At 75.4% G+C, this 12,909-nt stretch carries 16 protein-coding genes; 7 read left to right on the forward strand and 9 right to left on the reverse strand.

The window, feature by feature from the left end:
- Positions 1 to 61: 61 nt before the first annotated feature.
- On the forward strand, positions 62 to 1,303 hold the full coding sequence (locus tag NP075_RS18145; RefSeq protein WP_227563497.1) for an alpha-amylase family protein: 1,242 nt from the start codon (positions 62 to 64) through the stop codon (positions 1,301 to 1,303).
- On the opposite strand, the gene NP075_RS18150 is transcribed toward NP075_RS18145, so the two are convergent.
- The 4 genes from NP075_RS18150 to NP075_RS18165 all read right to left on the reverse strand — a co-directional run bounded on the left by NP075_RS18150 (position 1,293) and on the right by NP075_RS18165 (position 3,813).
- Positions 1,293 to 1,544 (reverse strand): helix-turn-helix domain-containing protein, encoded by a 252-nt coding sequence (locus NP075_RS18150; RefSeq protein ID WP_227563498.1) that lies wholly within the window; start codon positions 1,542 to 1,544, stop codon positions 1,293 to 1,295. The genes NP075_RS18145 and NP075_RS18150 overlap by 11 nt on opposite strands.
- Positions 1,544 to 2,038 (reverse strand): DUF2975 domain-containing protein, encoded by a 495-nt coding sequence (locus NP075_RS18155; protein ID WP_227563499.1) that lies wholly within the window; start codon positions 2,036 to 2,038, stop codon positions 1,544 to 1,546. Before NP075_RS18155 ends, NP075_RS18150 begins: the two co-directional genes overlap by 1 nt.
- Before the next feature lie 86 nt (positions 2,039 to 2,124).
- Complete coding sequence (locus NP075_RS18160) at positions 2,125 to 3,048, reverse strand: NADP-dependent oxidoreductase (protein WP_227563500.1); 924 nt, start codon at positions 3,046 to 3,048, stop codon at positions 2,125 to 2,127.
- A 48-nt stretch (positions 3,049 to 3,096) separates the two neighbouring features.
- On the reverse strand, positions 3,097 to 3,813 hold the full coding sequence (locus NP075_RS18165; protein ID WP_227563501.1) for a LysE/ArgO family amino acid transporter: 717 nt from the start codon (positions 3,811 to 3,813) through the stop codon (positions 3,097 to 3,099).
- Positions 3,814 to 3,884: 71 nt separating this feature from the next.
- On the opposite strand from NP075_RS18165, the gene NP075_RS18170 reads away from it, so the two are divergent.
- Positions 3,885 to 4,781, forward strand: coding sequence for an ArgP/LysG family DNA-binding transcriptional regulator (locus NP075_RS18170; RefSeq protein WP_227563502.1), 897 nt, complete (start codon positions 3,885 to 3,887; stop codon positions 4,779 to 4,781).
- Between the two features lie 17 nt (positions 4,782 to 4,798).
- Here the strand turns inward: NP075_RS18170 and NP075_RS18175 are convergent, their stop codons facing one another.
- Complete coding sequence (locus tag NP075_RS18175) at positions 4,799 to 6,205, reverse strand: FAD-binding oxidoreductase (protein ID WP_227563503.1); 1,407 nt, start codon at positions 6,203 to 6,205, stop codon at positions 4,799 to 4,801.
- Between the two features lie 101 nt (positions 6,206 to 6,306).
- Positions 6,307 to 7,293, reverse strand: a complete 987-nt coding sequence (locus NP075_RS18180; RefSeq protein ID WP_227563504.1) for a helix-turn-helix transcriptional regulator — start codon at positions 7,291 to 7,293, stop codon at positions 6,307 to 6,309.
- 84 nt (positions 7,294 to 7,377) lie between these two features.
- Between NP075_RS18180 and NP075_RS18185 the strand changes: the two genes are divergently transcribed.
- Positions 7,378 to 7,950: a mycothiol transferase gene (locus NP075_RS18185; protein WP_227563505.1), complete on the forward strand. Its 573-nt coding sequence runs from the start codon at positions 7,378 to 7,380 to the stop codon at positions 7,948 to 7,950.
- 66 nt (positions 7,951 to 8,016) lie between these two features.
- The gene (locus tag NP075_RS18190; protein WP_227563506.1) at positions 8,017 to 8,448 is read left to right on the forward strand and encodes a hypothetical protein; all 432 of its coding nucleotides are present in this window, start codon (positions 8,017 to 8,019) and stop codon (positions 8,446 to 8,448) included.
- Positions 8,449 to 8,486: 38 nt separating this feature from the next.
- Here NP075_RS18190 and NP075_RS18195 read toward each other — a convergent pair whose 3' ends face one another.
- The gene (locus NP075_RS18195) at positions 8,487 to 8,696 is read right to left on the reverse strand and encodes a hypothetical protein (RefSeq protein WP_227563507.1); all 210 of its coding nucleotides are present in this window, start codon (positions 8,694 to 8,696) and stop codon (positions 8,487 to 8,489) included.
- A 184-nt stretch (positions 8,697 to 8,880) separates the two neighbouring features.
- On the opposite strand from NP075_RS18195, the gene NP075_RS18200 reads away from it, so the two are divergent.
- The gene (locus tag NP075_RS18200) at positions 8,881 to 9,249 is read left to right on the forward strand and encodes a VOC family protein (protein WP_227563508.1); all 369 of its coding nucleotides are present in this window, start codon (positions 8,881 to 8,883) and stop codon (positions 9,247 to 9,249) included.
- 27 nt (positions 9,250 to 9,276) lie between these two features.
- Here the strand turns inward: NP075_RS18200 and NP075_RS18205 are convergent, their stop codons facing one another.
- Positions 9,277 to 9,417, reverse strand: coding sequence for a hypothetical protein (locus NP075_RS18205; RefSeq protein ID WP_308054131.1), 141 nt, complete (start codon positions 9,415 to 9,417; stop codon positions 9,277 to 9,279).
- A gap of 14 nt (positions 9,418 to 9,431) precedes the next feature.
- Positions 9,432 to 9,902 carry a GyrI-like domain-containing protein gene (locus NP075_RS18210; protein ID WP_227563509.1) on the reverse strand — a complete coding sequence of 157 codons (471 nt, stop codon included), beginning with the start codon at positions 9,900 to 9,902 and terminating at the stop codon, positions 9,432 to 9,434.
- A 163-nt stretch (positions 9,903 to 10,065) separates the two neighbouring features.
- On the opposite strand from NP075_RS18210, the gene NP075_RS18215 reads away from it, so the two are divergent.
- Positions 10,066 to 10,932 (forward strand): oxygenase MpaB family protein, encoded by an 867-nt coding sequence (locus NP075_RS18215; protein ID WP_227563510.1) that lies wholly within the window; start codon positions 10,066 to 10,068, stop codon positions 10,930 to 10,932.
- 221 nt (positions 10,933 to 11,153) lie between these two features.
- A complete protein-coding gene (locus tag NP075_RS19055) occupies positions 11,154 to 12,818 on the forward strand; it encodes a glucuronyl esterase domain-containing protein (protein WP_284439903.1) in 1,665 nt (554 codons plus the stop codon).
- The last annotated feature ends 91 nt before the right edge of the window (positions 12,819 to 12,909 follow it).

Raw genomic sequence — 12,909 nt, forward strand, 5'->3', positions numbered from 1 at the left:
GACGGCGACCCGCGCGCGCGTCGCCTAACCTCGGAGGTCGGCCGTCGACCCAGGAGGTGCCGTGAGCTGGTCCGAGCACGCGATCTGGTGGCACGTGTACCCGCTGGGCGCCGTCGGCGCGCCGATCCGCACGCCCGACGACGCCCCGGAGCCCCATCGGCTGCGGCGGCTGCTGCCCTGGCTGGACCACGTGCAGCGCCTGGGCACCAACGGGCTGCTGCTGGGCCCGGTGTTCGCGTCGTCGACGCACGGCTACGACACCACCGACCACTTCCGCGTCGACCCCCGTCTGGGCACCGACGAGGACGTCGACGCCCTGGTCGCCGCGGCGCACGAGCGCGGCATCCGGGTGCTGCTGGACGGTGTGTTCAACCACGTCGGCGCCGAGCACCCGCTGGTCACGCAGGTGCTCGCCGAGGGTCGCGACGGGCCGCGGGCAGGCATGCTGCGCGTCGACTGGGACCACCCCGACGGCCCGCGGACCGCCGACTTCGAGGGGCACCGCTCGCTCGTCGCGCTGAACCACGACGACCCGGCGGTCGCGGCCCTCGTCACGGACGTCATGACGCACTGGCTGGACCGCGGCGCGGACGGCTGGCGCCTGGACGCGGCCTACGCGGTGCCGTCGGCGTTCTGGGCGCGCGTGCTGCCGGCCGTCCGGGAGCGCCACCCCGACGCGTGGGTGGTCGGCGAGGTCATCCACGGCGACTACGCGCAGGTCGTGGCCGACTCCGGCATGGACAGCGTCACGCAGTACGAGCTGTGGAAGGCCATCTGGAGCAGCCTGCGGGACCGCAACTTCTGGGAGCTCGACCACGCGCTGCGCCGCCACGACGACCTGCTGGCCACGTTCGTCCCGCAGACCTTCGTCGGCAACCACGACGTCACGCGCATCGCCACGCAGGTGGGGCCGCAGGCCGCCGCGCTCGCGACCGTCGTGCTCATGACCGTCGGCGGCGTCCCGTCCGTGTACTACGGCGACGAGCTCGGGTGGACCGCCCTGAAGGAGGAGCGCGAGGGCGGCGACGACGCCGTGCGTCCCGCGCTGCCCGCCTCCCCCGACGACCTGGGCGACGACGAGCGCCGCGTGCTGCACGTCCACCAGGCGCTGGTCGCGCTGCGACGGCAGCACCCGTGGCTGCACGCGGCGCGCACGGCCGCCGACGAGCTGACGAACACCCGCTACCGGTACACGTCGACGTCGGCGGACGGCGCGCACCGCCTGCACGTCGAGCTGGACGTGACCGACGCGCCGCGGGCCGTCGTGCGCGACGACGACGGCCAGGTGCTCTTCACGACGTGAGGTCGGCGGGCTCCTCGTCGGAGGGCTGAACCGGCGCGTCCGGCTCCCACCGCAGCAGGTCCCCCGGCTGGCACTCCAGCACCTCGCACAGCGCGGCGAGCGTCGTGAAGCGCACGGCCTTGGCGCGGCCGTTCTTCAGCACCGCGAGGTTGGCGGGCGTGATCCCGACCCGCTCGGCGAGCGTCCCGACGGACATCTTGCGGCGCGCCAGCATGACGTCGACGTCGACGACGATGGGCATCAGATCACCTCGTCGAGCTCGTCGCGCAGGCGCCGGGCCTCGCGGTCGCGGTCGACGGCCTGGGCGAGCAGCAGCCGCAGCAGCAGGACGATCAGCGCGATGCCGCCGAGGACGAGCGCCGCACCGCAGATCAGCAGCACGATCCCGGGTGCGACGGCCTCCCCCGGCGCGAGCACGACGGCCAGCGCGAACACCAGGACGGCGGCCGCGGCGATCGCGGCGATGATGACGTCGACCCAGCGGAACGCCGCGGGCGTGAAGACCTCCTCACGCCTCACCATCGTCAGCAGGCGCCACACGCACACCGCGCACACCTGCAGCGTCACCAGCCCCAGGACGAAGATCGCGACGAACGGCACCCGGACGCCCAGCGGGGCGTCGGCCTCCACGAGGTCGATCCACAGCAGCGGCGCCATGAAGCACTGGACGAACAGCGACCCGGCGAGCGCGAGCACGATGACGACGCGCAGCGCGAGGACGGTGAGGTGGCGCATGACAGGCTCCTCGATCGACGGCAAGCCAAAATCTATCGAGTAACGATCGATTCTTCAAGACATTCGATCGAGAAGCCCCGTCGTCGTCAGACCCGCACGACGACCTTCCCGCGCACGTGCCCCTCGGCGACGAGGTCGTGCGCGGCGGCCGCGTCCGCGAGGCCGAAGACCTGCGCCACGTCGACCTTCACCGCGCCGTCGTCGATCAGCCGCGTGAGCGCGTCGAGGTCCGTCGTGCTGGGCCGCACCCACACGTAGTGCCCGCCCAGCTCGTCGCGCGCGGCGGTGTCGACGATCGACGCGACAGTGCCGCCGTCGGCCAGGACCGCGCGCGTCGTCGGCACCAGGTCGTCCGAGCCGTAGTCCAGGACGACGTCGACGCCCTGCGGCGCCAGCGCGCGCACGCGCTCGACCAGGCCGTCGCCGTACTCGACCGGCTCGGCACCCAGGCCGCGCAGGTGCTCGTGGTTGCGCGCCGACGCGGTCCCGATGACGCGCGCGCCGCGCGCACGCAGGATCTGCACGGCGAACTGCCCGACGCCCCCGGCCGCGGCGTGCACGAGCACCGTCTGCCCGTCGCGCACCCCGACGCGCTCGATGGTCTGGTACGCCGTGAGGCCCGCGAGCGGCACCGCCGCGGCCTCCTCGAAGCTCAGCGACGCGGGCTTGCGGGCCAGCGTCCGCACGGGCGCGGAGACCAGCTCGGCGAACGTCCCACCGTGCAGCCAGTCCTTGCGGACGTACCCGTAGACCTCGTCGCCGGCCGCCAGCTCCGGGGTGTCGAGGCCCGGCCGCTCGACGACGCCCGCCACGTCCCACCCCGGGATCGCGGGGAACTCGGTGTCGATGATCTGGTCGAGGTACCCGGCGCGGATCTTCCAGTCCACCGGGTTCACGGACGCGGCACGTACCCGCACCAGGACGCTGTCGGAGCTGACCTTGGGCTCCGGCTGGTCGGTGAGCTGCAGGACGTCGCTGCCGCCGAAGCGGTCGTAGGTGATGGCACGCATACCGGACGCAACCGTCACCGGGTGCGGGTCTGTTCCTCACACCCCCCGTCAGGCCCCTGCCAGGTCGACCACCAGCCCGGTGGCGATGACCACCATCACCACGGCGATGACGGCGTCGAGCACCCGCCACGCCACCGGGCGGGCGAACACGGGCCGCAGCAGCGCCGCCCCGTACCCCAGGGCCGTGAACCACAGCACGCTGCCCAGCCCGGCCCCGGCCGCGAACCACCACCGCGCGTCCCCCTGCCCGGCGGCCACCGATCCCAGGAGCACCACGGTGTCGAGGTACACGTGCGGGTTCAGCCAGGTCAGCGCGAGCGTGGTCAGCGCCACCCCACCCACGGCACCCCCCACCCCGCGAGAGTGCGATCCAGCACCACCCCCCACCTCCCGAGACGGGGATCCAGCCCTCGCCCCCACCCCGTGAGAGGTCGATCCAGCCCCGACCGGGACCTCCGCCGCGCTCACGACGAGGGCGTCCGCGCCGCGCAGCGCACGACGGGCCGCGAGCGCGCCGTAGGCGAGCAGCACCCCCGCCCCGAGCACCGTCGTGACCACGACGAGCGTGCGGCTCGACGCGATGAGCGTCCCCACCCCGGCGGCGCCGACGGCGATGAGCACCAGGTCGGACACCGCGCAGATCGCGACGACGAGCCCCACGTGCTCGCGCCGCAGCCCGTACCGCAGGACGTGCGCGTTCTGCGCCCCGATGGCGACGATGAGCGCGAGCCCGAACCCGAGGCCGGCGACGGCAGACGTCCACATGCCGTCGACGCTAGGCGCGCCCGGCCCTGTCACGCCAGCGAATGTTCTGCACGGACCATTAGCCTGGCTTCATGACTGACTGGGACCTCGGCCAGCTCCGGGCCCTCGCGGCGGCCGCCGACCTCGGCACCTTCGACGCCGCCGCCCGCGCCCTGCACGTGACGCCGTCGGCCGTGAGCCAGCGGATCAAGGCGCTCGAGCAGACGGCCGGGGCCGTGCTGCTGCGCCGGGACCGCCCGGTGCGCCCGACCGCCGCCGGCGAGCCGCTCGTCCGCCTCGCCCGCCAGCTCGACACGCTCACCGCCGACGCGACCCGCCACCTCACCGGCGAGACGGCCGTCCCGCACGTCACCCTGGCCGTCAACGGCGACTCGCTGACCACGTGGGTGCTGCCGGCCCTGGCGCCGCTCGCCGGGAGCGTCGCGCTGCGGATGGTCCGCGAGGACCAGGACCGCTCCGCCGACCTGCTGCGCGACGGGTCCGTCATGGGCGCCGTCACGTCGCAGGCCGTCGCCGTCCAGGGGTGCACCGTCGAGCCGCTGGGCGTCATGCGTTACCGGCCGATGGCGACGCCGGAGTTCGCCGACCGGTGGTTCGCCGGTGCACGGGGCGACGCGATCCGGCCGGCGGCGCTCGCCGTCGCGCCCGTCGTCGTGTTCGACGCCGCCGACCGGCTGCAGGACCGCTGGCTGCGCCGCCGCCGCGTCGACCCGGCCCGCCCCCCGCGCCACCTCGTGCCGGCGTCGGCGGACTTCGCCGCGGCCGTCCGCCTGGGCTTCGGGTGGGGCATGCTGCCGGGCGGGCAGGCCGACGACGACGAACGGGCCGGACGACTGGTCCGGCTGACCGACGACGCGGTCGACGTGCCCCTGCACTGGCAGCAGTGGTCGCTGCGCACCGAGGCGCTGGACGCCGTCGCGGCCGCACTGCGCACCGCGGCCGCGGCGACGCTCCGGCCACCGCTCTGACGTGGGCCGGTCGGGCGTCAGGGGGTGCGGAACGCGTGGGCCGCGAGCAGGACGCCGTCGGGGTCGTAGCGGCGGGACACCTCGGCCAGCCGGTGGCGCGTCGGCGGCGGGTAGACCCGCTCCGCCCAGCCCGGGCCGTCGCCGGGCGTGAAGTTGGGCAGCCCTCCGGGCCGCGTCCACGGCGCGAGGGCCGCAGCGATGCGAGCGGCGTCGGCGGCGACCGCGTCCACCGTCGCGGGCAGCGCCATCCCGACGGTGAACAGCGACCACGCCGCCGCGCGCGACGGCACGGCGTCCGGGACGGTCGGCTGCCGGGACGCCGCGCCCCCCAGGTGCCGCACCTCGACGACGACCTGCGCGCACGGTGACCCCGGACCGACCAGCTCCACCAGCCGCTCGGACGCCTCCGGCCCCAGGTCCTCCAGCAGCAGGTGCGACTCGTGGACGGGCACCGGGGCGTCCGGGTCCCCGTGGATCGACCCGATCGCCGCGTACGGCATGACGGCGACGGTGTCCTCGAGCAGCGGCGCCACCGCGCGCAGCGGGGCGAGCACGGACGCCCCCGCTTCGGGATCGCCGGTCCACGCGAACCTGACGGCGACCGTCGTGCGGCCCGCGAGCGCCTCGGGGACCCCGGGCAGAGCGGGCAACCGCATCACGGCCAGCGACGTCGAGGCCTGCGCCGGCAGCCCCGGCGCCCAGGCGGCCCACGCGTGGACGACGCGCTCGACGTCTGCGGACCACAGGGCACCGCCGTACAGCGTCGGCTGGTCGACCAGCTCCAGCTCGACCGCGACGACGACACCCAGCGCGCCGCGCCCCCCGCGCAGGCCCCAGAACAGGTCGGGCTCCTCGACCGGCGTGGCCCGCCGCAGGACGCCGTCGCCCGTGACCACGTCGAGGGCCAGCACCCGGTCCGACGACACCCCCAGCGTCCGCGCGAGCGGGCCGTGCCCGCCGCCCGTCAGGTAGCCGACGACGCCGACGGACGGCGCCGACCCGCACACCGGCGCCAGCCCGTACCGCGCGGCGTCCGCCACCACCTGCGCCCACCGCACGCCCGCGCCGACGTGGGCGCGGCCCAGCGCGGGCAGCACCGTCAGGTGGTCGAGCTCGACCGTCGAGACGAGCACGGCGTCGTCGAGCGGCGCCGACCTGCCGTGCCCCGTGCCCTGCACCCCGACGCGCACGCCGTGCTCACCGGCGAGGCGGACGACGTGCGCGACCTCCTGGGGCGTGCGGGGCGCCGCGACGAGCGCGGGCCGGCGGGGCCGGGCCGGGTTGACGGCCGCGGACAGCGCGGCGTGCTCCGGCGTCCCCGGCCGGTGCACGGGGACCAGGCCGTCCAGGGCGTCGGCGAGGCCGTCCACGCGCGTCGGCACGGACGTCGACGTCACCTCGCGGGCCGGGTGCGGCAGGTCCACGGGCGCTCTCCTCACCGGGCGCGGCCCTCGCACCCGTCACCCAGGAGCCGGGCCGGCGGTCGCTGATACACCACGATCGGGTGGCGCTGACGTCGGCCGGGTCAGCGGTCGGCCGGCGGGGCCGGCTCCCGCCCCACGCCGACCGCCGCGGCGAGCCGCGCCGCGACGTCGCGCACGCACGCCCGCAGCTCGGGCCCCCCGACCACGCGGAACGGCACCGGGACGGCCGCGAGCTGCTGGGCGTACCAGACCGGGCTGCTGGTCGACCCGACGAGCCGCGTCGTCGTCGCGTCGACCGCCTCCAGGTGCCCCAGGCCGCCCGGCAGCTCGCGCGCGACGGCGTCGAGCGACGCCTCCACCAGCACGTCGACCCCGTACTCCCACCCCTGCGCGAGGTGCTCCTCCAGGAGCGCGACGGGGTCGACGTCCGGTGCGGGCGCCGACGTGCCCGGCAGCGGCAGGACGGCGAGCACGCGGTCCACCCGGTACGTCCGCACGCCCTCGTCGTCGCGGCGGCGGCACACGAGGTACCAGCGCCCGTGCCGTACGACGACCGCCCAGGCGTCGACGTCGGCGTCCCACTCGCGGCCGGACTCCGAGCGGTACCGCACCCGTACCGGCCGGTGGTCGGCGCACGCCTGCACGAGGGTCGCGGTGACGGCAGGGTCGGGGCGTGCCGCCGACCGGTCCGGTGCCGCGGCCGTGGCCCGGCGCACCGCCGCCGCCCGGGCGGCGACCGGCTCCGGCAGCGCGCGCAGCAGCTTGTCGAGCGCGGAGGCGACGGGGTCGGCGCGGTCGCGCACGTCGTGGTGCCCGTCGAGCACGGCCATGACCAGGCCCAACGCCTCGTCGGTACCGAACACCAGCGGCGGCAGCCGCACGCCACGGCCGACGCGGTACCCGCCGTACGGCCCGCGCACCGACGTCACCGGGACGCCGGCCTCGCGCAGGAGGGCGACGTACCGCCTGGCCGCACGCTCGGACACGCCGAGCGACGCGGCGAGCCCCGCGGCGGTGAGGCCCGGGTTCGCCTGCAGCTCGGCCAGCGCGAGCAGCGCGCGCGACGTCGGGCTCGTGTCGGTCGTCATGTCGCCGCCCGGAGGTCTCGGCACACGAAAGCCGGAGAAGGAACCGGCAGCGGATCGTCCGGTACCGACCCTACGGTCGCTGCCATGACCGACACCACCCCGCCGGCCCCGCCGGCCCTGAGCACGACCATCGACGAGCCCGCGCTCGACGCGGGCGAGGTGGACCTGCTGCTGTTCATGCTCGAGCGCTCGCGCGCCACCTTCGCGTGGAAGGTCGGCGGGCTCGACGCCGCGGCCCTGAACCGCGCGTTCCCGCCGTCGGCGATGACGCTCGGCGGCCTGGTCAAGCACATGACGCTCGTCGAGGACGACATGGTCGTCCGCTGGCTCGGGATCGGCGGGTACGGCGATCCGTGGAACCGCACGACGCCCGACGACTGGCCGGACTGGGACTGGCGCTCCGCCGCCGACGACACCCCGGCGCAGCTGTACGCCGGGTGGCAGGCCGCGGTGGAGCGGGCCCGTGAGGTCTGGTCGCGTGTGTCCGCGGACGGCGGCCTCGACGAGCCGGCGGGGATCGAGTGGACGGACGGACGCCCGAACCGCCGCCGCGTGCTGGTCGACCTCAACGCCGAGTACGCCCGCCATCTCGGCCACGCCGACCTCTTCCGGGAGGCGGTCGACGGTCTCGTCGGCGAGGACCCGCCGCAGCCCTGACACCTCACCCCGCCGGACGGCGCCGCCGGTCCGGGGGCGGGGCGACCGCACCGCTACCGTGTGCGCGTGTCCGTCTCCGTCGTCCTCGCGCTGGCGTGCGTCGTGCTCCTCGTGATCGCCGTGCTGCTGGCCGTCGTGGGGTTCCGACGGCTGCGCCGCGCGCGCGGCGTGCGCCGCGTCCGGGTGCCCGCGACCCTGGTCTCCCAGACCTACGCGGGGGCGGGCGACGTGCTGCACGTCGAGTACCCGGCGCCCGACGGCACCCCGCTGCGCGCGACGATCTACATGTGGCTCGTCAACGCGCCCGGGGTGCCGTACACGTTCGACGGGACCGTGTGGGTGGACCCGGCCGACCCGACGGACGTCACGCCCCGGCGCCAGGGCCGCACGACCTGGGCGACGGTCACGCTGATCCTCGCCGCGATCGCCCTCGTCGGAGCGATCGGCACCGGGATCGCGTCGGCCGTCGTGGCGTTCGCGGAGTCGTTCCCCACCTGATGTCGCTCGGGTCCTGCGCGGGGCGCGCGGACCGACGGTCAGGCCGGGGTGCCGCCCGACGGCGGGAACTCCGGCGGCGGGCCGCCGAAGAAGCACCGGCACGGCCCGTCGAGGTGGCGCAGCTGGGCGCCGGGGTGCGCCGCGCAGGGGACCCAGGTCGTCGCGCCCGCGAGCGCCGACGGTGCGGACGGCGCCGCGGACGACCCGTCACACGCCTCGTGGGGCGCCGGCAGCAGCAGCATCGTCATCGCCGTCCTTCCGCCCTCGCGTCGTCGGGTGCCGACACCCTCCAGGAGCGTCGACCGGTCGTGAACGTACACCGGCCGGGCGCCCCGGAGTCCCGCGCGAGCGTGCCGGACGTGTGTCACAGGTCACTTCTAGGGTGGACGGACCGGGTGGCCGACCGGCCGCCCCGGGACCGAGGAGGACGCCATGGCCCACGGCGACATCACGCACATCGACATCCCCGTCGGCGACATGGAGGCGGCGTCCCGGTTCTACGCGACGTTGTTCGGGTGGGACATCAAGGAGGTCGCCGGCTTCGAGGGCTACCCGATGTGGTCCGCGCCGAACCAGGTCGGCGGGGGCGGGCTCGCCCCCCGCGGCGAGGGGTTCACCGCACCCCGCAGCTACGTCGAGGTGGACTCGATCGACGACGTGCTGGCTCAGGTCACGCAGCTCGGCGGGCAGGTGCGCCTGCCGCGGACCGCGATCGACGCCACCAGCTGGTACGCCGCGTTCGTCGACCCGGACGGCAACGAGATCGGCCTCACCGAGGGGACGACCGGCGGCGCGGGCTGAGGCTGCGACGCCCCGCCGCCCGGGCGATCACCCGTCGAACCGGTGCCACCGCCCTTCGGAGACCACCTCGGTCGTGCCGTCGACGACCATGAGGGCGGTCCGGTCGTCGATGGCGTCGGCCGGGATGCCGATCTCGTCGGCCCACCTCCTCAGCAGGAGCTTCACCACGCCGTCGACGTCCCTCAGGCCCCCACCCGCAGCGGCAGGACGAGGCGGGTGACGTTCGCGTTCGGGTCGCCGTCGGGCGACGGGTCGGTGACGTACTCCTCCCAGAAGTCACCGCGGCCGTCGACGCCGAGCGCCGCGCGCTCCTGCTCGACGCCGGCCCACGCGTCCGGCAGACCGTCGTAGGGCCCGGTGTACGTGACGACGAGGGCGTCGCCGCCGGGCAGCTCGACGACCTGGACGCCGTCCGACGCCGCACCGGTGTCCGCGCCCTCGACCGCGAACCCGGCCGTGAGGTCGGCCGTGTCGGTCGGCATGCCGTTGTACCAGCCGAGCGCCGGACCCGCGATGGTCCACCCCTCGCGCTCGGCCGCCTGTGCGACCCGCGTGTAGGCGGTGTCGTAGAACGCCGTCAGCCCGGACGTCGGCACGGTCGCGCGGACCGCCGCGATGCGGACCGTGGGCAGGTCGGTGCGGGTCGTCTCCATGTCGTCCTCCTGGTCTCGGCCGCGGGCGCGGCCCTGGCTTCACCGACCGTCCCGGACCGCCGGACTCATCGGGCGGGCACGGGTCCGGGCGCGTCCGCACCGGGCGGCCGCGGGGCGCCGGGGCTCCGGTGGCGGACCGCGCCCGGGTACGTACCGTGGGTCCGTGACGCTCGCCGAACCGGTCCGACGCTGGCGCGCCCGCTCGGGCGACGCGCTCTTCCTGCGCGTCGCCGGACCGCACGGGCACCGCAGCCGCGAGCGCATCCACGGGCGTCCGGGCCCGCGGTGGTTCGGACCCGACGCGGCGGTGCGGGTCGTGCACGCCGACGCCTCGATGTTCGTCGGTGGGCTGCGCTCCCTGCTGCTGCAGTCGCTGCACCCGGCGGCGATGGCGGGGGTCGCGAGCCACTCGGACTTCCGCGAGGACCCGTGGGGCCGGCTGGCGGGCACCAGCACGTTCCTCGCCACGACGGTGTTCGGCACGGCCGACGACGCGCAGGCGGCCGTCGACGCGATCCGCACGATCCACGGGCGGGTGCGCGGCGTGACCCCCGAGGGGATCGCGTACGCGGCCGACGACCCCGACCTGCTGCGCTGGGTGCACGTGGCTGAGATCGAGAGCTTCCTGGTCGCGCACACCCGGTACGGTGCGCACCCGCTGAGCCCGGCGCGGGCCGACGAGTACGCGGCACAGGCCGCCCGCATCGGGCGCGCGCTGGGGGCCGTCGACGTGCCGGAGACGGCGGCCGGCCTGACGGCCGCCGTCGAGGGGTACCGACCGGTGCTGCGCGCGACGCCGGCCGCGCTCGACGCCGCGCAGTTCCTGCTGCACGAGCCACCGATGCCGCGGACGCTGCGCCCCGGCTACGACGCGCTGGCCGCCGCCGCGGTCGAGTCCCTGCCCGTCTGGGCCACCGACGCGCTGGGGCTGCCCCGCCGAGGGCGGGTCGCCAGGGCGGCCGCGCGGGCCGCCGGCCACGGCGCGACGCGCGCCGTCCGGTGGCTGCTGGCCGGCCAGCCGGCCGGCTGAGGACGCACCCACCGAGCCCGCGCAGGTCGCTCCGGACCCCCTGCGGCGCCCGCTGGGAACGGCAACGGCGTTGCCGTCTTCCGCTAAGGGTTTAGGCGCGTTGACCGGTCATGGAAAACCTTTGCACAGTGGCGATCGACCCTGGGAGCAGCGCCGCTCGGACCCGTCGACGTCGACGTCGAGCACCCGGCTCCCCCCACTCGCACGGAGGGAGAGACCCGGTGAGAACCACGGGCCGCTCGAAGTCCCGCCCCGCCGTCGTCGTCGTCGCGTCGCTCGCACTCGCGGCCGCCGCCGTCGTCGTCCCGCACGCCGCACCCGCCCAGGCCGCCCCGTTCGTCGAGCCCGTCGAGAACGTCGGGGCCGACTGCGTCCTCCCGTCGCTGCCCGCCGCGGCGTCGAGCTCGCGACTGCCCGACCCGTTCCGGCGCGCGGACGGCACCCGCATCACCAGCAAGGCCGACTGGCGCTGCCAGCGCGAGCAGACCAGGCGCCTGATGGAGCAGCACGTCTACGGCCAGAAGCCCGCCAAGCCGGCGACCGTGACCGGCAGCGTCACCAGCTCCCGGATCACGGTCAACGTCTCCCAGAACGGCCGCTCCACCAGCTTCTCCGCGAACGTGTCGCTGCCCAGCGGCAACGGGCCCCACCCGGCCGTCGTCGTGTACGGGGGCTTCGGTGCGGACACCGCGACCATCCGCAGCGCCGGGGCAGCGGTCATCAGCTTCGATCCCTACGTCGTCGGCAAGGAGGGCACCGGCCGCGCCAACAAGCAGGGCGCGTTCTACGACATCTACGGCTCGAACAGCCAGACCGGCCTGCTCATGGCCTGGGCGTGGGGCGTCAGCCGCATCATCGACGTCATCGAGGCGTCGGGCGCGTCGATCCTCAAGGGCGACGCGACGGGCGTCACGGGGTGCTCGCGCTTCGGCAAGGGCGCGATCGTCGCCGGGGCGTTCGACCAGCGCATCGCGCTGACCATGCCGATCGAGTCCGGGACGGCGGGCGTGCCGATCTTCCGCGGCATCGCCGGTGAGGGCGCCCAGTCGCTGAGCAGCGCGTACGGCGAGCAGCCGTGGTTCGGCGACGCGTTCGGGTCGTACACCGGCAACCCGAACAACCTGCCGGTCGACACCCACCAGCTCGTCGGGCTGGTCGCACCGCGCGGGCTGTTCATCATGGACAACCCGCACATCGCCAACCTCGGTCCGCGCTCCGCGAGCGTCGCGGCGCTGGGCGGTGCCGAGATCTACAAGGCGCTCGGCGCGGGCGGCAACATCACCTACTGGTCCGACGTGGCCGACGGCTCGCACTGCGCGAACCGCTCGGAGTGGCGCACGCCGCTGCAGCAGAACATCCAGAAGTTCCTGCTGGGCACCGGGTCCTCGACGGGGCAGATGCGCATCTCGAGCCGTGCCGCGGGCAGCCTGTCGCAGTGGGCCGACTGGACCACCCCGACGCTGAGCGACGGCCCGACCCCGACCGCCAGCCCGACGCCGAGCACCAGCCCCACGCCGAGCGTCAGCCCGACCCCGAGCGTCAGCCCGACCCCGACCGTCAGCCCCACCCCGACCGCCAGCCCGACCCCGACGCCGCCTCCCGGCGGCTGCACGGCAACGGTGTCGCTCAACCAGTGGAACGGCGGGTTCGTCGCCACGGTGAGGCTGACCGCAGGCTCGTCGTCGCTCAACGGCTGGACGACCACCGTGACGCTGCCCGCGGGCGCGGGCGTCAGCAACGCGTGGAACTCGGTGAGCAGCGGCACGAGCGGGACCGTCCGCTTCACCAACGCACCGTGGAACGGGTCGGTGGGCGCCGGCCAGACCACCGAGTTCGGCTTCCAGGGCACGGGCCAGGGCCAGGGCCTGACGGCCACCTGCGCCTGACCCGACTGGATTGCACTCTCACCCCCTGACTGGCGTGGGAGTGCAATCCAGCCACCCGCCCCAAGCCGACGTGAGAGAGCAATCCAGTCAC

The organism is Cellulomonas wangsupingiae, from assembly GCF_024508275.1.
GTDB lineage: Bacteria > Actinomycetota > Actinomycetes > Actinomycetales > Cellulomonadaceae > Cellulomonas > Cellulomonas wangsupingiae.